Origin of the sequence: Streptomyces sp. NPDC059917 (genome assembly GCF_042730635.1) — a bacterium.
Classification (GTDB): domain Bacteria; phylum Actinomycetota; class Actinomycetes; order Streptomycetales; family Streptomycetaceae; genus Streptomyces.
The window spans coordinates 18,353-38,445 of record NZ_JBHWLC010000028.1 but is presented as its reverse complement, the minus strand read 5'-3'; the positions used below and the strand labels follow the sequence as shown (position 1 = coordinate 38,445).

15 protein-coding genes are annotated in these 20,093 nt (G+C 73.4%); 3 read left to right on the top strand and 12 right to left on the bottom strand.

Annotated elements, in window-relative coordinates; all coding sequences use genetic code 11:
- Positions 1 to 121: 121 nt before the first annotated feature.
- The 6 genes from ACFWAR_RS18160 to ACFWAR_RS18135 all read right to left on the bottom strand — a co-directional run bounded on the left by ACFWAR_RS18160 (position 122) and on the right by ACFWAR_RS18135 (position 9,491).
- The gene (locus ACFWAR_RS18160; RefSeq protein WP_385778215.1) at positions 122 to 1,714 is read right to left on the bottom strand and encodes an RNA polymerase sigma factor; all 1,593 of its coding nucleotides are present in this window, start codon (positions 1,712 to 1,714) and stop codon (positions 122 to 124) included.
- A 392-nt stretch (positions 1,715 to 2,106) separates the two neighbouring features.
- Positions 2,107 to 2,973 carry a FadR/GntR family transcriptional regulator gene (locus tag ACFWAR_RS18155; RefSeq protein ID WP_385778304.1) on the bottom strand — a complete coding sequence of 289 codons (867 nt, stop codon included), beginning with the start codon at positions 2,971 to 2,973 and terminating at the stop codon, positions 2,107 to 2,109.
- A 212-nt stretch (positions 2,974 to 3,185) separates the two neighbouring features.
- Positions 3,186 to 4,994, bottom strand: coding sequence for an ATP-binding cassette domain-containing protein (locus ACFWAR_RS18150; protein WP_385778213.1), 1,809 nt, complete (start codon positions 4,992 to 4,994; stop codon positions 3,186 to 3,188).
- A 107-nt stretch (positions 4,995 to 5,101) separates the two neighbouring features.
- The gene (locus tag ACFWAR_RS18145) at positions 5,102 to 5,851 is read right to left on the bottom strand and encodes an NUDIX domain-containing protein (protein ID WP_385778211.1); all 750 of its coding nucleotides are present in this window, start codon (positions 5,849 to 5,851) and stop codon (positions 5,102 to 5,104) included.
- 92 nt (positions 5,852 to 5,943) lie between these two features.
- Positions 5,944 to 7,911 (bottom strand): glycogen debranching N-terminal domain-containing protein, encoded by a 1,968-nt coding sequence (locus ACFWAR_RS18140; protein WP_385778209.1) that lies wholly within the window; start codon positions 7,909 to 7,911, stop codon positions 5,944 to 5,946.
- 275 nt (positions 7,912 to 8,186) lie between these two features.
- Positions 8,187 to 9,491: a DUF4192 domain-containing protein gene (locus ACFWAR_RS18135; protein ID WP_385778207.1), complete on the bottom strand. Its 1,305-nt coding sequence runs from the start codon at positions 9,489 to 9,491 to the stop codon at positions 8,187 to 8,189.
- A gap of 111 nt (positions 9,492 to 9,602) precedes the next feature.
- On the opposite strand from ACFWAR_RS18135, the gene ACFWAR_RS18130 reads away from it, so the two are divergent.
- Both ACFWAR_RS18130 and ACFWAR_RS18125 read left to right on the top strand, forming a co-directional pair.
- Entirely contained in the window at positions 9,603 to 11,762 is a 2,160-nt protein-coding gene (locus tag ACFWAR_RS18130; RefSeq protein ID WP_385778205.1) for a RecQ family ATP-dependent DNA helicase, read from the top strand.
- Between the two features lie 216 nt (positions 11,763 to 11,978).
- Positions 11,979 to 12,608: a hypothetical protein gene (locus ACFWAR_RS18125; protein ID WP_385778203.1), complete on the top strand. Its 630-nt coding sequence runs from the start codon at positions 11,979 to 11,981 to the stop codon at positions 12,606 to 12,608.
- Between the two features lie 133 nt (positions 12,609 to 12,741).
- Here ACFWAR_RS18125 and ACFWAR_RS18120 read toward each other — a convergent pair whose 3' ends face one another.
- Genes ACFWAR_RS18120 through ACFWAR_RS18110 form a run of 3 tightly spaced genes read right to left on the bottom strand, consistent with a single transcriptional unit; the run spans position 12,742 to position 14,819 of the window.
- On the bottom strand, positions 12,742 to 13,389 hold the full coding sequence (locus ACFWAR_RS18120) for a hypothetical protein (protein WP_385778201.1): 648 nt from the start codon (positions 13,387 to 13,389) through the stop codon (positions 12,742 to 12,744).
- Positions 13,390 to 13,448: 59 nt separating this feature from the next.
- A complete protein-coding gene (locus ACFWAR_RS18115) occupies positions 13,449 to 14,159 on the bottom strand; it encodes a ribonuclease HII (RefSeq protein ID WP_385778199.1) in 711 nt (236 codons plus the stop codon).
- A gap of 57 nt (positions 14,160 to 14,216) precedes the next feature.
- Entirely contained in the window at positions 14,217 to 14,819 is a 603-nt protein-coding gene (locus ACFWAR_RS18110; RefSeq protein ID WP_385778302.1) for a TetR/AcrR family transcriptional regulator, read from the bottom strand.
- A gap of 141 nt (positions 14,820 to 14,960) precedes the next feature.
- On the opposite strand from ACFWAR_RS18110, the gene ACFWAR_RS18105 reads away from it, so the two are divergent.
- Positions 14,961 to 16,514 (top strand): MFS transporter, encoded by a 1,554-nt coding sequence (locus ACFWAR_RS18105; protein WP_385778197.1) that lies wholly within the window; start codon positions 14,961 to 14,963, stop codon positions 16,512 to 16,514.
- A gap of 87 nt (positions 16,515 to 16,601) precedes the next feature.
- Here ACFWAR_RS18105 and ACFWAR_RS18100 read toward each other — a convergent pair whose 3' ends face one another.
- The 3 genes from ACFWAR_RS18100 to ACFWAR_RS18090 form a co-directional block, all read right to left on the bottom strand.
- Positions 16,602 to 18,251: a DUF4153 domain-containing protein gene (locus ACFWAR_RS18100; protein WP_385778195.1), complete on the bottom strand. Its 1,650-nt coding sequence runs from the start codon at positions 18,249 to 18,251 to the stop codon at positions 16,602 to 16,604.
- Positions 18,252 to 18,444: 193 nt separating this feature from the next.
- Complete coding sequence (locus tag ACFWAR_RS18095) at positions 18,445 to 19,356, bottom strand: ADP-ribosylglycohydrolase family protein (RefSeq protein WP_385778193.1); 912 nt, start codon at positions 19,354 to 19,356, stop codon at positions 18,445 to 18,447.
- A gap of 11 nt (positions 19,357 to 19,367) precedes the next feature.
- Positions 19,368 to 20,027 carry a histidine phosphatase family protein gene (locus tag ACFWAR_RS18090; protein WP_385778191.1) on the bottom strand — a complete coding sequence of 220 codons (660 nt, stop codon included), beginning with the start codon at positions 20,025 to 20,027 and terminating at the stop codon, positions 19,368 to 19,370.
- Positions 20,028 to 20,093 lie beyond the last annotated feature (66 nt).

Here is a 20,093-nt window from a genome sequence, read left to right as displayed (position 1 = left end):
TCGGGTCCGCGTCTGGGGCCACCGGTCTTGGGGGTGCACCGGCCGCCCCCCTTGGGGTACGCCGGGGGGCCCGGCCCCCCCCGGGGCCCCCCACCGGCAGACCCCGTACCCGCTGGTAGGACTAGTCCAGGTAGTCGCGCAGCACCTGCGAGCGCGACGGGTGGCGGAGCTTGGACATCGTCTTGGACTCGATCTGGCGGATCCGCTCGCGCGTGACGCCGTACACCTTGCCGATCTCGTCGAGGGTCTTCGGCTGACCGTCGGTGAGGCCGAAGCGCATCGACACCACGCCCGCCTCGCGCTCGCTCAGGGTGTCGAGCACCGAGTGCAGCTGTTCCTGCAGGAGCGTGAAGGAGACCGCGTCGGCCGGGACGACCGCCTCGGAGTCCTCGATGAGGTCACCGAACTCGCTGTCGCCGTCCTCGCCGAGCGGGGTGTGCAGGGAGATCGGCTCGCGGCCGTACTTCTGGACCTCGATGACCTTCTCGGGGGTCATGTCGAGTTCCTTGGCCAGCTCCTCCGGGGTGGGCTCGCGGCCCAGGTCCTGGAGCATCTGGCGCTGCACGCGGGCGAGCTTGTTGATCACTTCGACCATGTGCACCGGGATGCGGATGGTGCGCGCCTGGTCGGCCATGGCGCGGGTGATCGCCTGGCGGATCCACCACGTGGCGTAGGTGGAGAACTTGTAGCCCTTGGTGTAGTCGAACTTCTCCACCGCGCGGATCAGACCCAGGTTGCCCTCCTGGATCAGGTCCAGGAAGAGCATGCCGCGGCCGGTGTAGCGCTTGGCCAGCGAGACCACGAGGCGGAGGTTGGCCTCCAGCAGGTGGTTCTTGGCCCGGCGCCCGTCCTCGGCGATGATCTCCAGCTCGCGCTTGAGCTTGGGGGCCAGCTTCTCCGAGTTCGCCAGCTTGTCCTCGCCGAAGAGGCCGGCCTCGATCCGCTTGGCCAGCTCCACCTCCTGCTCGGCGTTGAGGAGGGGGACCTTGCCGATCTGCTTGAGGTAGTCCTTGACCGGGTCCGCGGTGGCTCCCGCGACCGCGACCTGCTGGGCGGGGGCGTCGTCCTCGTCGTCGGAGAGCACGAAACCCTTGTTCTCGCCGCCCTCCTCCTCTTCGCCTTCCTCGCCCTTGGCCGCGCCGGGAGCGCCCTCGGCGGCCTCGTCCTCGCCCGCGTCGTCGCCGTCCTTCTTGGCCGCCGTCTTCTTGGCCGCGGTCTTCTTCGCGGTGGTCTTCTTGGCCGCCGTCTTCTTGGCGGCGGTCTTCTTCGCCGCGGCCTTCTTGACGGGGGCGGGGGGCTCGGCCGCGGCCTCGGCCTCGGATCCGGTTCCCTCCGCGAGCGCCTGCGGCTCCTCCAGGTCGCCCGCCCCGGCCCCGGGGGCCGCGCCGGCGAGGGGGGCGACCGCCGCCTGCGCCGTCGTGACCGTCTTCGTGGCCGTCCGCTTGGCGGGGCTCTTCGCCGGAACGCTCTTCCGAGGGCGCTTGGGCGACTCCGCGGCACTGACCATCAGCGTCACACCCTCTTCCTCGAGAATCTGGTTGAGGCTGCGCAGAACATTCTTCCACTGGGTTGGCGGAATCTGGTCAGCCTCGAAGGCCCGACGCACGTCATCGCCGGCGATCTGCCCCTCGGCCTTGCCCCGCTCGATGAGCGCCATCACGGAATCCGACTCGGCGATCTCCGGCGGGAGCGTACGGGATGTGCTGGCCGACACGAACAACCTCTCGGAACGGTGGGAACGGCTTCCGACCCCGGCCTGGTCCTGAACCGGAGCCGACGACCACCGACGGGGGACCGGCCGGCGGCGCAAGGAACAGCCTGGGGAGCTGCACAGCACCGGGAACGGCTGCTGTGTTCCTTCCGTCGGCCATCACCTCTTAGGTCATCGCGTGACCTCGCAGAGCGTTACGCCCAATCTTCGTGGCCCGAGTCACATCCCGCGTGTTCCCATGCCGGTCGATCGGTCACGGGTAACCCGGTTCCGCCGGTCATCCGGCCGCGGACAACCGAGTTCGCGGCCGTCCCGGACAGCGGTGTCGCCGGACCCGACCGGGCCCGGCGACCTGTGTCCACCCCGCGCTCGCCGCTGTCCGCCCGTCCGGCGCGTCAGTGCTCGCGCGGCGCGGGGACCACCCGCTCGACTTCCGGATGGACCGTCAGGAGCTGGCGCATGGCCGCCTCCGCGCCCGTGGCGTCACCCGCGGCGAGCGCCTCCACCATCCGCGCGTGGTGCGCGACGCAGGTCTCGCTCGGCCGGTCGCAGGCGGTGATCGGATTGCCGGACACCTGGAGGGCGGAGGAGACGATGCCCGAGAGGTGCTCCAGCATCCGGTTCCCCGCGACCTGGATGAGCAGCGCGTGGAACTCGTTGTCGGCGCGGGCGAAGGTGATCCCGTCGCCCTGACCGAGGGCGTGGCCCATGATCTCGACCATGTCCGCGAGCCGCTGCTGGACGTCCGGGCGGCCGTGTCCGGCCGCGAGACGGGCGGCGAGGGGCTCGATGGTCCAGCGCATCTCGTTCAGCTCGCGGCGCTGGTCGTCGCGCTGCGGACCGTAGGCGCGCCACTCGATGATGTCGGGGTCGAGCAGGTTCCAGTCGGCGACGGGGCGGACCCGGGTGCCGACGTTGGGGCGGGCGCTGACGAGGCCCTTGGCCTCCAGGACCCGCAGCGATTCGCGAACGACCGTGCGGGAGACCTCGAAACGCTGGCCGATCTCCTCGGGCACCAGCGGGCGGTCCGCTCCGAGATCACCGGAAACGATCATCTGGCCGAGCTGCTGGACGAGTTGGCCGTGCAGTCCGCGGCCGCGGCTGCCCGCCGTACGACGGCCCGCCCGGCTCAACTCGACGTCGGCCCCGTCCCAGTGGGGTACGCCGACGCGGTCGGTGCCGGAGGCCTCGGCAAAGGGGTAACGGTCGAGTTCGCCCGGGCCGGCGAGGCCGGTGTCGGCGTGGCGGGCGGCGGTCATCATGGTGTGCGCAAGGGTACTCACGAATCCTTTGTCGGCCGTGTCCCGGCGACCCTTGAGGTCTTTGGTGAAAAGCACACGAAAGGGTGATCGGTGCCACCTACGCAATTGACGACTTATCGTAAAGAACCGGGCCTTTTACGGGGAGTTGCGATCCGGTTCGAGTGAAGCGGACTCAGCCGGTCGCCCGACGTCGCCACCTCGCTCCACACCGGTCACCAACGGACCTTGCCGCGCAGTCCGGTGAACCCATAGGCGCACAACAGGACCAACAGCGACAACACCAGCGCGGTTCCCACGGGTTGGGCCATCATCCGCAGTGCGCCGAGCACCAGTCGGTCGGCCTCCGGGGGCCACTGCGCCCAGGACAGACCGCGCAGCCGACCCGCGAGGCCGGACGCCGGGTAGGCGGACGGCCCGTCGAGCGCCTTGCGCACCAGCGGTACGACGAGCACCGGTACGGAGACCACCGCGCCCAGGCCCGCCAGCGCGGAGCGGAAGACGGCGGAGGCGAGCACCCCGGCCCAGGCGCAGCCGACGAGCAGCCCCGCCCACGCCGCCGCCGGGGCGACCCACTGCGCGGGGGCCCGCAGCGGACCCCGGTCGAAGACCAGCGCGAGGGCGGACCCGTCGACGATGACCGCGAGGGCGCCCAGGAGCAGGGCGAGCACCCCGCAGACACCGAGCTTGGCGACGAGCAGGCCCAGCCTGCGGGGCACGGTGCCGCGGTCGGCCGCGAGCGCGGGGTAGCGGTACTCCTCGCCGAAGGCCAGGGCGCCGAGCAGTCCGGCGCCGAGGGCGGCCGGGGGCAGCGGCAGCGACTCGGGCCACGCGGCGAGCAGCCGGTTCTGCGAGGTCGCGCCGAGCCGGGCCAGCAGCAGGGCGGTGACCACGGAGGCGACCGCCACGAGGGCCGCCGTCAGGAGCGGGGTGGCGGTGCCGAAGATCCGGCGCAGCTCGTAGCGCAGCGGCCGCAGGGGCCCGCCCACGCGCCGAACGGGTGAGGGAGGCCGGTTGGCACCGGAGCGGCGCCGCTGGGCGGCGGAGGCGGCCACCGGTCCGTCCGCCGACCCCACGGAGGCGGCCGAGGCGGCGTCCGGGGAGGCCACGTCCGAGGAGGAGGCGGCGGTGCGCGCGCGTGGCACCGGGGGTCCGCTGTCGCCGGTCTCGTCGGCCAGCTGGTGGACGAGCACGCCGTGCCGGAACGCGGCCTCGCCGACCTCGGCGCAGTTGCTCCCGTAGACCGAGAGGCGGCTGCCGCTCTCCTCGACGATCTCCACCGTCCGCCGGGCCGCCCGGGCCTCCCGGCCCAACACGTCGGCCAGGCGGGCCGCGTGCGGGGTCCGGACGGCCACCCTGGGGCGCAGCCGGGTCCGGGCGAAGTCGGCGGCCTCCTGGTCGGCCACCAGACGTCCCGCTTCGATGCTGACCACCCGGTCGGCGCTGCGGGCGGCTTCCTTGGCGTCGTCCGTGGTGAACAGCACGGCCCCGCCGAGGGCGGCGTGCCCGCGCAGGAGCCCGTGCAGCCAGTTCCGCTCGCGCGGCGAGAGTCCCGCGGCGGGCTGGTCGAGGAGCAGCGTGCACGGATCGGCCAGCAGGGCGGCGGCGAGTCCGACCCGGCGGTCCATCCCGAGCGAGAGCGAGCCGAGCCGCTGGTCGCGCAGGCCCGAGATGCCGACGACGTCCAGCATGACGTCCGCCCGGGAGGGCGAGACCCCGGCGGCGGCGCAGAGCATCCGCAGCTGCCCGCGAACCGTGCGCGCGGGGTGCCCGGGCACGTCGCCGAGCAGGACGCCGACCTCGCGCCCCGGATGTGCGATCCGGTGCAGGGGGCGACCGCGGAAGTAGGTGACGCCTCGGCCGGGTTCGAGTTCGAGCATGAGTCGCAGCGCGGTGGTCTTGCCGGAACCGGTCGCGCCCAGCAGGGCAGTCACCTGCCCGGGGCGGGCCTCGAAGGTGAGGTCGTCGACCATGGGCGGAAGGTCTCGACGGGGTGCACTGGTGAGTCCGATGGCCTGGAGCATCGCTTCCCTCGCAGGGTGAGACCACTGTGGGGCAGTGTGAATACCACAAGCAAGATAACGCGATATGTCCGATTTGCCGTGAAGCCGGGCCGGATGCTGCCGGGCCGTCAGACTTCCGGGCGCAGCATCGGCGGGTTGAGCAGGGTGGCCCCGCCCGCCCTGAACAACTGCGCGGGGCGGCCGCCCTGACGGGTCGTCGTCCCACCGGCGGGGACCAGGAACCCGGGGGTGCCGGTGACCTTGCGGTGGAAGTTGCGCGGGTCCAGGGCCACTCCCCAGACCGCCTCGTACACCCGGCGCAGCTCACCGACGGTGAACTCGGACGGGCAGAACGCCGTGGCCAGCGAGGAGTACTCGATCTTCGACCGGGCCCGCTCCACACCGTCGGCCAGGATCCGCGTGTGGTCGAAGGCGAGCCCCGCGGACGCCTCCTCGGCGGCGGCGAGCAGCTCGTCCACGGGCGCCCAGCGCGCGCTGTTGGCATCGCCTCCGGCCCGCGGCGCGGGCAGGTCGGGTGCCAGCACCAGATGCGCGACGCTGACCACCCGCATGCGCGGGTCCCGCCGGGGGTCGCCGTAGGTGGCGAGCTGTTCCAGATGCGCGCCGTGGACCCCGTCGCCGTTCGCGGCCGACTCCTGGGCGCAGAGTCCGGTCTCCTCGGAGAGTTCCCTGGCGGCCGCGGTCGCCAGGTCCTCGTCGCCGCGGACGAAACCGCCGGGCAGCGCCCATCGGCCCTGGAACGGCTGCTCACCCCGTCGTACGACCAGCGCGCAGAGCGCGTGGCGGCGCACGGTGAGCACGACCAGGTCGACGGTGACGGCAAAGGGCGGGAAGGCCGACGGGTCGTAGGGCGACATGCCGCGATCATAGTCGTCTGCCTGACGATAAACACCGCTTTGGTGATCCCGGAACCCACTTCTCCGTGACGGGCCGGCACGGAGGAGTCGGCTCAGACGCCGAGCTGCAGCGCATCGGAGGCCTCCTCCACCATGCCCAGACCCAGCCGACTGACCCGCACCGCGAACGGTTCCCCCGCGACCCGGAGCCCGGAGAGCCGCAGCTCCCCCAGCGGAGCGCCCGGCAGCGGAGCCAGCGCCACGGTGCCCGCCGGGGCGTCGGGGCGGATGCCGGCCAGGGCGGCCAGGACGTGGATCGCGGCGGCCGCCGCCACCGCGGCCGGGCGGCAGGCGGCCGGGTGCGGCAGCGGGGCGCTGCCCGCCGTGCGCTGCTCGGCGGCGTACATCTCGGGCAGCCGGTACCCGAAGCGCTCGGCCGCGTCGAGGAGTCCCCTCAGCAGCCCCGCCGCCTCCTTCTCGAACCCGGCGCCCGCCAGACCGGCCACCGCGACGGCGCTCTCGTACGCCCGCACGGCGCCCGAGTGGTGACCGAACGGGTTGTGCCCCGGCTCCCGCACCGCCATGCTGCGCAGCCCCCAGCCGGAGTCCATGGGGGGCGCCCCCAGCAGCCGGGCCACCTGCTCGCTGCGGATCCGGTCGAGCAAGCCGGGGGCCAGCCGTCCGCCGCCGAGGAGACCGGTGTCCAGCAGGTGCGCGGCGGCTCCGGTCAGCCGGGGCAGGGGGCGCCCGTCGGGGTGCAGGGCGGCCGCGGGCCGACCGCCGTCCGGACCGTCGAGCCAGAAGGCGTCCGCGAACCGGGCCCGCAGGGCGGCGGCCCACTCGCGCCACTCCTCGGCGCCGGGCCGACCGCACCCCTCCAGCAGATCCGCGCCGAGCAGGGCGGCCCGATGGGCGTGGGCCTGCGTCTCGCAACGCCGCGGCCCCGGGTCGGGGTCCGCGAGGAACCCGTCCTCGGACAACGCCCCGCGCAGCCAGCCCAGACACCGCTCCGCGGTCGGCAGCAGCCGCTCCACCTCGGGCTCCGGCAGCCCCCATCGCCGCGCCTCGGCCAGGACTACGGGAAAGGCCAAGGTGGCCTCCGTACCGGTGCAGCCGGGCGGCAGCTGCGGGCCCGCGCCCCGCAGCGGTCCGGGGATCTTCCCGGCTCCGGGCCCCTTCCCGCCCTCCTGCGTCCGGGCCAGGACGCGCAGGGTCGCGGCGGCGAGCCCGGTGCCGAGGGGCAGCGCCATCCGGGCCGCCCAGAGCGACTCGGCCGGTGCGAGCCCGCACCGCCAGGGAACACCGGCCGCCGCATAGGCGTCCGAGGGGTCCTCGGGATCCCTGAGCAGCAGGGCGCCCAGGTCGTCGAGGCCGGTGCGCAACCAGGGGTCGACGCGGGGGTCGTCGCACTCGGCGCGGGCCGGGGCGAGGGGGTTGGCGACCTGTCCGGCCGAAGCTCTCGCGCCGCGGTCCTGGGACGTGCGCAGTTCGATGGTGCGCGACTCTCCGGGGGCCAGTTCCAGCTGCCAGCGCAGCATGCCGGTCGCGGCGATCGCGTCGTCGGGGGCGGGCTCCGCCGTGGTGACCGCCTGGGCCGGGCCGGTGCTCCAGCGCAGGCCCCCGGCGTGCACGGCAGCAGGCAGCTCGGGCCCGCCCCGCCCGGCGGCGATCGCGGCCAGCTCCGCCAGGTCCGTGGCGAGCGAGATCTCCACGGGCAACCGGACCCGGCGCGCGGTGTAGCTGCGCAGGGTGATCCGCTCCGTGCCGTCGGCGTGGCGGATCCGCTCCACCCCGATGTCCGGGTCCGGTCCGGGCTCCGCCCCGATCCGGACGGTCGCGGTGAAGGAGACCCGGTCCGCCCCGAGGCTGCGGCCCTGCACGGCGACCGGGTCACGGCCGCCGATGCGCAGCACGCAGCGGGACAGCAGCCTGCGGCCCGAACGGTAGATCCCGTCGATCCCCTGTCCGGTCAGCTGTCCGTGCTCGGGCGAGATGACGAGACAGGGCGCGGCGACGCAGATGAGGGCGCCGTGCACGGGCGGCAATTCGGGCCGTCGGGCGGGGGGAACGGGGTGGGCCATGGGTCGCCTTGTCTGCGCTCCGGTCGTTTTCGCAGGGCGGCGGCGCGACCAGGGCCCCGCCACCCCACAGCTGAACGCCCTCACCCCCGCCCGGGACACGGGCCGCGGGGGCGGCTGCGCCCGCGTGACGCCTCGTCGGGGGCGCAGCGCGGCGCTCACGGCGCTCATCCAGCGGTGCGCCGTGCGCCGCGCCGCCACCGCGTAGGGCGCCGCGCGGGCCACCTCGTGCACCGCCCCGTGCAGGGCTCCTCGCCGCCGCGGGGCACGGTGGCGGTTCACTGCTCGCTCCCCGCCCTGCTGCGCGGGCCCCGGCGGCCGGCCCGGGGCCGCCCGGGCGGCCGCGTGACGGCGGCGGCCCGCTTGCGGCGGGGCTCGCGTCGTCCCCGTTCGGCGCGCAGGCACTCCCGCAGCCCTTCGGGATCGATGCCTTCGTTGCAGGCGTGGTGGAGCAGTTGGGCGAAGCGGTAGTCGGCATCGGCGCGCAGCGCCAACCCGAATGCGATGCGGGCGGTCGGCTCGTCGCCGGTGGACCACGAGACCCAGCCGGCCAGGGTCAGCGGGGCGGCCGCGTGCTCGCGGTAGGCGCCGACGCAGCGCCGGGCGAGGGCGCGCCACAGACGCAGCGCGGGGGCCGCCTCCTCGTCCTCCATCCACTCCGCGGCGATGTCCCTGACCTCGCGGTCCTGGAGGCCGAGGATGAGGGAGGCCGCCTCGCCGTGTCCCAGGAGCGCGTCGTCCCAGTCCTCGGCGCAGGGCCCGCCGTCGGCGGGCGGGGCGAGGGCGAGCCGGCGCATCAGTGTCCGCGCCAGCTCCAGGGTGTCCGCCCCCACCTCCTCCCGGGTGGCTCCGTCGAGGATCTTCGGCACGAGGGCGGTGGCGGCCAGGTCCAGGGCCCGCTCCTGCTCGTCGGCGAACGGTCCGCGCAGCGGTGCCAGGCGCCCCTCGATCTCCTGGAGCGAACCCCGCACCCGGAGTCCGGCATAGGTCGCGGCCGCCGCCATGACGGAGGTGCCCGGCGCGGTGAGGGAGGTGCCCTCGCCCGGGCAGCACCGCGCGTCGGGGCAGCAGTAGGACCAGTACCGGCCGGCGGACACGCACAGCGCCTCCAGCACGGGCACGTCCAGTGCCCCGCAGGCGATGCGGACGCGCTGGGCGAGCGGGCGCAGCCGGGTCATGACGCGCTGCCCGCTCTCCTCGCCCCGCGGGTCCTGGCACAGGAAGACCACGATGCTGTCGGGCTTCGCGCCGCGCCTCTCGCTGCCGTGCACCAGGCAGTCGGCGACCTGTCGGGCGGTGTCCTCCCACTCCCCCGGGTCGGCGGGGATGCCGACCCTCAATCGGCCTCCGAAGCGGCCGCCCTCGCCGTGCAGGGCGACCATGACGAGGGAGTCGGTCGGGTGGAAGCCGAGCAGGTAGGGCAGGGCGTCCGCCAGCTCGGCGGGACTGCGCAGGGTGATCTGTGGTTCGGCGGCCGCCGCCGGACCGGCGGGGAGTACCGCGTGGTTGACGGGGGGCTTGCGGGCCGCCGCCTTGCGGGGCCGGCCACCGGACGGGTCGTGTGTTTCCTGGTTCTTCGTCATGGCTCGACGGTCCCGTGCACGGCCGGATCGGGAAACCCCTGTGGATAACTTTATCCACAGGCCCAGGAGCGGCATTGGCGCGATGTCACAGCCATCGGGTTGCATGGGGGCATGAACCCTGACCTGAGGTCTTCCGCCGATTCCGTACTCGCCCGCCTCGTCGGCGATCCGACGGGCACCGCTCGGCTGCGCGAGGACCAGTGGCGGGCCATCGAAGCCCTGGTCGCGCACAAGCGCCGGGCACTGGTGGTCCAGCGCACGGGCTGGGGCAAGTCCGCCGTGTACTTCGTCGCGACCTCGCTGCTGCGGGCGAGCGGGGCCGGACCCACCGTGATCGTCTCGCCGCTGCTGGCGCTGATGCGCAACCAGGTCGAAGCCGCCGCCCGTGCCGGGATCCGCGCCCGCACCATCAATTCCGCCAATCCCGAGGAGTGGGAGGGGATCCAGGCCGAGGTCGCCGCGGGCGAGGTGGACGTGCTGTTGGTGAGTCCGGAGCGGCTCAACAACCCCGACTTCCGCGACCAGGTCCTTCCCAAGCTGTCCGCCGCCACCGGGCTCCTGGTGGTGGACGAGGCGCACTGCATCTCGGACTGGGGGCACGACTTCCGGCCCGACTACCGGCGCCTGCGCACGATGCTCGCGGACCTGCCGCCCGGCGTCCCGGTGCTCGCGACGACGGCCACGGCCAACGCCCGGGTGACCGCTGACGTCGCCGAGCAGCTCGGCACCGGGGCGGGCACGGACGCGCTGGTGCTGCGCGGCCCGCTGGACCGGGAGAGCCTGAGCCTGGCCGTGCTGGCGCTGCCCGACGCCGCGCACCGGCTGGCCTGGCTCGCCGACCACCTGGGCGACCTGCCGGGTTCCGGGATCATCTACACGCTGACCGTGGCCGCCGCCGAGGAGGTGACGGCGTACCTCCGGCACCGGGGGCACACCGTGTCCTCCTACACGGGCAAGACGGAGAACGCGGACCGCGAGCAGGCGGAGAACGACCTCCAGGCCAACCGGGTCAAGGCCCTGGTGGCGACCTCGGCCCTGGGCATGGGCTTCGACAAGCCCGACCTCGGCTTCGTGGTGCACCTGGGGTCGCCCTCGTCGCCGATCGCCTACTACCAGCAGGTCGGTCGCGCCGGCCGCGGGGTGGAGCACGCCGAGGTGCTGCTGCTCCCGGGCCGCGAGGACGAGGCGATCTGGCAGTACTTCGCGTCGGTGGCCTTCCCGCCGGAGGAGCAGGTCCGCCGCACCCTGGACGTGCTGGCCCAGGCCGGGCGGCCGCTGTCGCTGCCCGCCCTGGAGCCCCTGGTCGACCTGCGCCGGACCCGGCTGGAGACCATGCTCAAGGTCCTCGACGTGGACGGCGCGGTGCACCGGGTGAAGGGCGGCTGGACCTCGACGGGCGAGCCCTGGACCTACGACGCGGAGCGGTACGCGTGGGTGGCCCGCCAGCGCTCCGCCGAGCAGCAGGCGATGCGCGACTACGCGTCGTCCACCGGCTGCCGCATGGAGTTCCTGCGGCGCCAGCTGGACGACGAGGAGGCCGCCCCCTGCGGCCGCTGCGACAACTGCGCGGGCGCCCGCTTCACCGTGGAGGTGTCCTCGAAGGCGCTGGACACCGCGCGGGGCGAGCTGGGCCGCCCGGGCGTGGAGTTGGACCCGCGCAAGATGTGGCCGACCGGTCTGGCGGCCGTCGGGGTGGACCTCAAGGGGCGCATCCCCGCGGGCGAGCAGGCCTCGACGGGCCGGGCCCTCGGCCGGCTCTCCGACATCGGGTGGGGCAACCGGCTGCGCCCGATGCTGGCGCCGCAGACGGCCGACCAACCGATTCCGGACGATGTCGCCCAGGCCGTGGTGGCCGTGCTCGCGGACTGGGCGCGGGGGCCCGGCGGCTGGGCTTCCGGGGCGCCGGGCGCGCCCGCGCGACCCGTGGGCGTGGTCTCGCTGCCCTCGCGGAGCAAGCCCCTGCTGATCGGTTCGCTGGCCGCGCGGATCGCCGAGGTCGGGCGGATGCCCCTGCTGGGAGCGCTCGAGTACACCGACCAGGTGCCGGAGTTCGGGCTGCCCTCCTCCAACAGCGCCCAGCGCGTGCGCGGACTCCACCAGGCCTTGACCGTCCCCCCGGCGCTCGCTGCGAGGCTCGAGGAGGCCCCCGGCCCGGTCCTCCTCGTGGACGATCGCGCGGAGAGCGGATGGACCCTCGCCGTCGCGGCCCGACTGCTCCGGCGGGCCGGTGCGAAGGAGGTGTTTCCGCTGGTACTGGCCGTCCAGCCGTGACCGGATGCGTCATCGTCGGCGTGGCGGGGCAAGGATATGAACGGCATACCAGCCAATTACGGTCCGCGGCGGCAATTGCTCGTTGCCGCATGCTCACGGGCCGCGCGAGAATTGCGGTGTTCCCGCTCGGCTCGTCGGCACCCTTGAGGGCCGCCCTGTGGCGCGCCCGCACTCCAGCCGTGCCCATCAACAGCGCGCGTACCCGAAGGGAGGACCGTGACCTTCGGATTCGCCCCGCCCACGACCACCTCGTCGACCATCGCGGCCGGCGGCGCCAGCCGGCACGGCAGACTGTTGGAAGCCGATGAGTGGACCGCTTCCGGCATCCCCTTGCTGAGCAATCCGCGCGAGATCGTCAGCGGGCTGCACGCCCGGCACAGCCCCGTGCCCTCGACCGCGGTGATCGCCGTGCTCGGTCCCGAGGAACGGTTGGTGGCCAGCGCCTCGTTCGTCCAGCGCGCCGACTCGGCGGACGGATGGGAATACCGCAACGCGCTGCTGGCGCGGCTGCGCCGGGTCCTGCCGCACGACCTGCGCAGGCGGACTCCGGTGCGCACGGCGGTGCTGCTCTACTGCCGCGACGGCGACGAGCGGTGGACCGAGGAGGACGGGGCCTGGATGTGGGGGTTGCGGGACGCCTGCACCCTGCACGGGCTGCGCTGCGGCGCGTACATCACCCTCACGCAGGGCGGCTGGCAGGTCCTCGGTGAAGGTCGGGGCGGTCGACGGCCCAGCGCGGACTCCCGCCCGCTGCGCATCGGCGAGATCGTGCCGGACCCGACTCCGCTGACCCTGCGCACCGGTGGGGGCGCGGCCGAGGTCCTGCGTCGTACCGCGGCCCGCTGAGAGCCCGGGGCGCGGCGCCGCTCGGAACGCCCGTGGGCCCCGCGGCGCGAGGACCCGTGGGTCCTTCGCCGCGGGGTTCAGCGGGGCCGGCCGACGGCCCGCCCCGCTGCTCGCCCACGGTGGGTGCGGGACGTCAGACGCCCGCGCCCAGAACCGAGTTGATCCGCTCCGGGTCGCCGCACACGACCAGCAGCGCACCGGCACGCGCGAGCGCGACCGGCAGGGCCGCCACGATCGCGTCAACCGGTCCGCCGTTGACGGCGAAGACCACGACCGGGCGGGCGGCGGCGCGCTGCACCTGCGCCGCGTCCGCATAGAAGACGTCGTCCCGGGCGTCCTGCTGAGCCCAGTACGCGCTCTCGCCGAAGGACAGCTCGTGCACCGCCCACGGGTGCGGGTCGCCGCTGGTGAGCACCAGGACGTCGCCCGGCGCACGGCCGGCGTCGAGCAGCAGGTCCACGGCCTCTTCGGCCGCGTCCAGCGCGCCCTCGGCCGAGGCCGGGATCAGCTGGATCTGCGGCACCGCGGCGGAGACCGACGGTGCGGTGGGGGCCGCGGGAGCGGCCGGGGTGACGGAAGGGGTTCCGGGGGTGGCCTGCTGCGGCACGCGCTGGGCGGGCGGAGCCGGCCGGACCGGACCGGGACGCCCGGGCCGAGGTACGGCGGCGGGACGCGGACCAGGTACGGGGCGGGGGGTCTGCGCGGTGCGGCTCGCGGCCGGCGTGACGCGGGGACCCTGGGCACTCTCGTGAATCTGAGGCTCCTCGTGGGTGAGAGGCATGAGTTGACATCTATCAAACACCGGTGCGAAAGGTACCGGTGGGCTGCACATGAGTGCGATCAGAATTCGAAGCCGAGCTGGCCTCCGTTTTCCAGTTCGAGCGATTCCTCGCTGCGCCGCGCCTTCTTGAGGTGACGCCACTGCGGCAGCGCGTCGAGGTAGGACCACGAGAGCCGGTGGTACGCGGTCGGCCCCCGTTCCTCCAGCGCCGCCCGGTGCACGGGCGAGGGGTATCCGGCGTTGGAGCCGAAGGCGAAGTCCTCGATGCCGTCACCCGGTTCACCGAGTTCGGCCATCATCCGGTCGCGCCACACCTTGGCGATGACCGAGGCCGCGGCGACGGCGACGCAGGACTGGTCGCCCTTGATCACCGTACGGACCCGCCAGGGCGGGCCGAGGTAGTCGTGCTTGCCGTCGAGGATCACCGCGTCGGGCCGCACCGGCAGGGCCTCCAGGGCGCGCACCGCGGCGAGCCGCAGCGCGGCGGTCATCCCGAGCTCGTCGATCTCCTGCGGAGAGGCGTGCCCGAGGGCGTGCGCCGTCACCCAGTCCGCCAGAACGACGGCGAGCTGGTCGCGGCGCTTGGGGGTGATCAGTTTGGAGTCGGTGAGACCTTCGGGCGGGCGACGCAGACCGGTGACGGCCGCGCACACGGTGACGGGACCGGCCCAGGCGCCTCGTCCGACTTCGTCGACCCCGGCTACGACCTTGGCGCCGGTGGTTGCGCGGAGGGAGCGTTCGACGGTGTGTGTGGGTGCTTCGTACGGCATGGCGCCAGCAAGGTTACGCCGCCCGGCGCCGCCTGCACACCCCGGGCCGGTCCTGGCTCACGCAGTGAGCAGCGGCACCAGCACCTGGTCGATCATTTCCCGAATGTCCTGGTCCCCCCATTCGCTCCCGCACACTTTTGATCGGTACATCATGATGGCCGGAATGACATCGGCGACGAACTCCCCGGTGGCGTCCGAACGGACGTCACCCCGTGCGATTCCACGCTGAACGAGGTCCTCGAAGAGTCGACGGGAGGGCTCGGTCAATCCGGTCCTGATCAGCTCATGGAAGCGATCGGCGCTCGCGGTGTCGCATTCGTGAAGAACAGAGCGAAGAGCGGTTCCGGCGCGGGAACTCATCGCGTCCCGCATCCCCCGACACAGCACGACGAGCTCCTCGCGGACGGACCCGTGGTCCGGGATCTCACCGAGCGGCGGAAGCCCGGCCCGCAGCACGTCGGCGACCAGGTCCGCCTTCGAGGGCCAGCGCCGGTAGACGGCGGCCTTGCCCGTACGGGCCCGCGCGGCGACCCCTTCCATGGTGAGCCCGTTCCAGCCGACGGTGCTCAACTGCTCCAGGGCCGCATCGAGGATCGCCGAGTCCAGCTCCGGCCCCCGCCTGCGGCCCTGCGGCTCCGCCGACCAGCGCGAACCCACCACCGTCGCCACCTCCACCCGGCCCACGCACCGGTCGCACACGTTTTCAGCCTTAGTGAACGCTTGCGTTCACTAGATCGCAGCTCCTACCGTGGACCCGCAGTGAACGAATGCGTTCACTATTTCACTTTGGGGGGATCCTCAGTGACAAGTCCGCAACTCGCCAAGCCTCGGATACCGGGCGCCGCCCACCGCGAGGGGCGGCCCGGAGTGGCACTGGCCGTCATCGCGGCGTGCCAGCTCATGGTGGTCCTCGACGCCACCATCGTGAACATCGCCCTCCCGCACATCCAGGAGGCCCTGTCCTTCTCCACCACCGACCTCTCCTGGGTGCTGAGCTCCTACACCCTGACCTTCGGCGGCCTGCTGCTGCTCGGCGGCCGGGCCGGCGACATCCTGGGCCGGCGCCGCGTGTTCATGGCCGGAATCCTGCTCTTCACCCTCGCTTCCCTGCTCGGCGGATTCGCCCAGGAACCCTGGCAGCTCCTGGCCGCCCGCGCGCTCCAGGGCGTCGGCGGAGCCATCGCCTCCCCCACCGCGCTCGCCCTGATCACCACGACCTTCGCCGAAGGACCCGAGCGCAACCGGGCCTTCGGAGTGTTCGCCGCCGTTTCCGCGGGCGGCGGCGCCATCGGCCTGCTCACCGGCGGCATGCTCACCGAGTGGCTCAACTGGCGCTGGGTGCTCTTCGTCAACGTCCCCATCGGCGTGCTGATCGCGGTCCTCGCCCCGCTGTACATCACCGAATCCGAACGCCACCCCGGCCGCTTCGACCTCGCGGGTGCGCTCACCTCCACCGGCGGCATGGCCTCGCTCGTCTACGGCTTCATCCGGGCGTCCGAGAACGGCTGGCGCGACGGCCTGACCCTCGGCTCCTTCGCCACCGCCGTCGTCCTGCTCGCGCTCTTCGCCCTCGTCGAGTCCCGGGCGCGCGAACCGATCACCCCGCTGCGGATGTTCGCCGACCGCAACCGCGCCGGTACCTACTTGATCATGCTCAGCCTCGCCGCGGCGATGTTCGGGATGTTCTTCTTCATCGTGCAGTTCGTGCAGAACGTCCTGGACTTCAGCCCGATCAGGTCCGGCTTCGCCTTCCTTCCCGTGACCGTCGCGATCGTCACCGCGGCCGGTCTCTCCCAGCGCCTCCTGCCGCGCTTCGGGCCCAAGCCCTTCATGGTCCTCGGCTCCACGCTGGTCGGCTGCGGTCTGGCCTGGCTGACCTTCATCCGCACGGATTCCTCGTACGTGTCCGGCGTGCTCGGCCCGATGCTCCTCTTCGGCTTCGGCATGGGCCTCAACTTCGTCACACTCACCCTGACCGCCGTCTCCGGCGTGGCTCCCAAGGAAGCGGGCGCGGCGTCCGGACTGCTCAACGCCAGCCAGCAGGTGGGCGGCTCGCTCGGCCTCTCCATCCTGGTCACCGTCTTCGGCACCGCGAGCCGTACCGAGGCCGAGAAGCAGGTCCCGGACTTCATGGCCCACGCCGACCCTGGTCAGCTGGCCGCGTTCAAGGAGACCGGCCGCCTCCCCGGACCCTGGGGGCACGAGGTACTGGCCCACGGGATCTCGACGGCGTTCATCGCCGCCGTGGGCATGGCCGCCCTGGCCCTGCTCTCGGCGACGCTGGTGATCCGGGTGCGCAAGAGCGACCTGGAAGCCCTCAACGGCGCGGCCGCGGAGGCCGGCCCGGCGGCCTGAGCCCGTCCCTAGTGGGGGGACCGTACGCACCCGGTCGCGCGTACGGTCCCCCGCCGGTCGGCCACCGGCCGTCGATCGGTCGGCGGATCAGCCGGCGGACCGGGACGCGAACGTCCGCAGCGCCGCGCACGTCTCGTACGAGGCCGTCACCGGACGCTCCCGCAGGATCTCCCGGGCCCTGCGGTCACCCAGGCTCATCCCGTACCAGGGGACCTCGCCCGCATCGGCCAGGTCGTCGTTGATCCCGCGCAGCGCGCAGGAGCGCTGCGGTTCGGGCAGCCGGTCCAGTGCCGGGACGGCGTCCGCGGAGAGCGACTGGAAGTAGGCGAGGTCGATCTTGTGCTGCTTCTCGAATCGACTCACGTTGCTCTCCGCGATCATCCCGTCCGGCGACAGCAGGCCGAAGGCCAGTACGGTCACCCCCGCGCTCGCCATCACGGCCCTGGGCAGCCACCGCGCACCGAAGATTCCGGCCGCGATGATCAGTGCGATCACCACCCCGAGCCACAGCTCCATCGTGACGACCGAGACCCGCAGCCGGGTCAGCCCGAAGGCGTCCACATAGAAGTCCATGCGGCGCACCGCGGAAGCGACCACCACCAGGGTGAGCAGGCACAGCACGCCCAGCACCCCGCGCACGAGCCGCCGGTCCCCGGGCCCCGAACGCGGAGCCCAACGCAGCGCGAGGGCGATCACGATCAGGGTGAGCACGGTGGCCCACAGCAGCTGCCAGAAGCCCTGGCGGGCGTACTCGGCGGGGAGCAGGCCCGTGCGCTCCTTCACCTTGTCGTAGCCGCCGAGGAGGACGGCGAGCTGGACGCCGATGAAGCCGGCGAAGAGCAGGTTGAGCAGGACCAACGGCAGTGCCCACTCCACCCGGGACCGGGGCTTCCCCGGGGCGAGGGCGACCCGGTCCCAGCGCAGCGGCGCCCCGGCCGCGCGGGCGGCCGCGAGCGCCACGACCGCACCCAGGGCGAAGAGCAGCAACCGCACCGGCCCGTCCCCGGCGGACACTTCGGGGACCAGCCCGCCGAGGACGTCGGCGAACGCCGCGTCGGCGGACGCGAACAGTGTGCCGAAGACCACCAGCAGGGCGAGCCCCACGCCCGCTGCCTTGACAACGGGCCACCAGTTCCGGCGGTTCCCGCTGCGGCGCGCCATCAGCCCCCGCCACGCCCACCCGATCCCCGTCGGCGCCGCTTCGAGGAAGCCGAGCGGGCTGAGCAGCACCCCGAGCCAGGTGCGGCTGCCGAAGAGGGCGAGGGCGCCGAGCCCGATCGCGGCCAGGATCGCCAGGGTGGAAGGCCAGGCCGATTCCCGCAGCGCCGGTACGACCAGCAGCGCCAGGCTGCCGACCGCCCACACCAGGGTCCAGGGGCGCGGCCGACGCCCCGCCGCGCGCGCGGCGACACCGGCCGCGACGACGGCGGGCACGGCGGCGATCAGCAAACCGGGGCCGACCCCGTCACCGAGCAGCAGGGCCGCGGCGACACCGCTGACCAGGGCGGCGATCAGGGTGCCGGTGCGGATCGGCGCCAGTTCGGCGGGCCGCAGCGCCCTGGCCCAACCGTCCTTCCTGGCCTGCTTCCTGGCCAGACGCTCCGCTTGGCGGGCGGCTTGCTGCGCCTCCCAGTACCGCTGCCGTTCCCAGTGCTGCGCCGCCCTGGCCTGCTGCACGGTAGGCGGCGCCGCGGCTCCCTCGGCCCCTTCGGCCCGGCCGGCGTCGTTCTCTGTCATTGGATCCCCTCCCGACAACCGCCCGCCGAGCACTCGGCCCGGGGGCGGCGAAGCGGTCAGAGTAGGGTCCTGACATGCGCTTTCAGTCGATCAGGGGGTCGTCTGTGGCAGGACCGTGACAGTACTCAACGGCCCGGCAGGGAAACGGATTTACCGCGTCCATGCCGGTTTCGCGCCCCTGCCCGCGTCGCGCTCAGAGCGCCGCGGCCTCCGGGAGCCAGGCGGGCAGGGCCTCCGTCCGTGCCAGCCAGTCCGCCGGCAGGGCCTCGTCGCCGCGGGCGCCCAGCACCCCGCCGACGATGGCGCAGGTCGTGTCCACGTCACCGCCGACCTGCGCGGTCGTCCAGAAGGCCTGCTCGTAGTCGTGCAACGAGCGGGCGGCCGACCACAGGGCGAAGGGCACGGTGTCGTGGGCGCTGGTGCGGCGTCCGCAGCCCAGCACCGCCGCGACGGTGGTGGCGTCGGCGTAGTCCAGCATGCCGCGCGCGCGGCGCAGACCTGCGCCGACCGCGCTGCGCGGTACCAGCGCGATCACCCCGTCCAACAGCTCTCCGGGCGTCGGCGGTCCGGCGGGCGACGCCGCCAGCGCGGCCGCCGCGGCGACCGCCATCGCCCCGCACACGGCCTCGCGGTGCTGGTGGGTGGTGTAGGCGGAGATCTCCGCCTGGTGGGTCGCCTGCTCCGGATCGTCGGCGTACCAGGCGCCGAGCGGGGCGATGCGCATCGCGGCGCCGTTGCCCCACGAGCCCTGCCCGTTGAAGAGGGCCGAGGACAGCTCGCGCCAGTCCTGGCCCTCGCGCACGAGCCGCAGCATGCGGTTGACCGCGGGCCCGTAGCCCCGGTCGAAGTCGTGGTGCTCGGCGAAGGAGGTGGCCAGCGCGTCCTGGTCGATCCGCCCGTGCACGGCGAGGACGGCGGCGACCGAGCAGGCCATCTCGGTGTCATCGGTCCACTGCCAGGGCCCGGACGGCAGCTCGCGCCGCTTGAGCAGCGGGTAGTTGACGGGGACGAAGAACTGGGAGCCCAGCGCGTCGCCCAGCGCCAGCCCTCGGAGGCTGGCCAAGGCGCGTGCGTAGCGCCGGTCGGAAGCGGGTTCAGGGGTCATCGCGGGTCACTCTAGCCGTCCAGGTCGTAGGGCTCGGGTGTGGTCCACCGTTCAAATGGGCGGTCCATCCGGTAGCGGCCGTCGTCCCCCAGCCGCAGGACCCGGAAGTCCCCGTTCGGGGGGTTGGACAGGCACTCGAACTCGGCCACCGACCAGTGGAACCAGCGCATGCAGAACAGCCGCATGGTCAGCCCGTGGGTCACCAGCAGGACGTTCGGCGGATGGTCCGGGGCCTCGAAGCTGCGGTAGAGGCTCTCCAGGAAGGATCCGACCCGGTCGTAGACGTCGGCCCCCGACTCCCCCTGCGCGAAGCGGTAGAAGAAGTGCCCGTAGGCGTCCCGGTAGGCCTTCTGGAGCCGGACGTCGTCGCGGTCCTGCCAGTTGCCCCAGTCCTGCTCGCGCAGCCTCGGCTCCTCCCGCACCCGTACCCGGCCCGGGTCGAGCCTCAGGTCGCGGAAGGTCTGCAGGGTGCGCCGGTAGGGCGAGAGGTACGCGCTGATCGGCTCGTCGCCGAAGAGGACCCGCAGCCGCTCGCCCGTGGCGGCGGCCTGCTCGTGGCCGGTGCGGGTCATCCGCAGGGCGTGGTCGGGCTCCCGTTCGTACACCGAGTCGTCGACATTGCCCTCCGATTCCCCGTGCCGGACGAGGACGATGCGCCGCGGTCGTGCCATTCCATGACCCTAATCCGGCCATCGCCCTCGAACGAGCGGAGCGCGCCGATCACGCATGTGGTCATG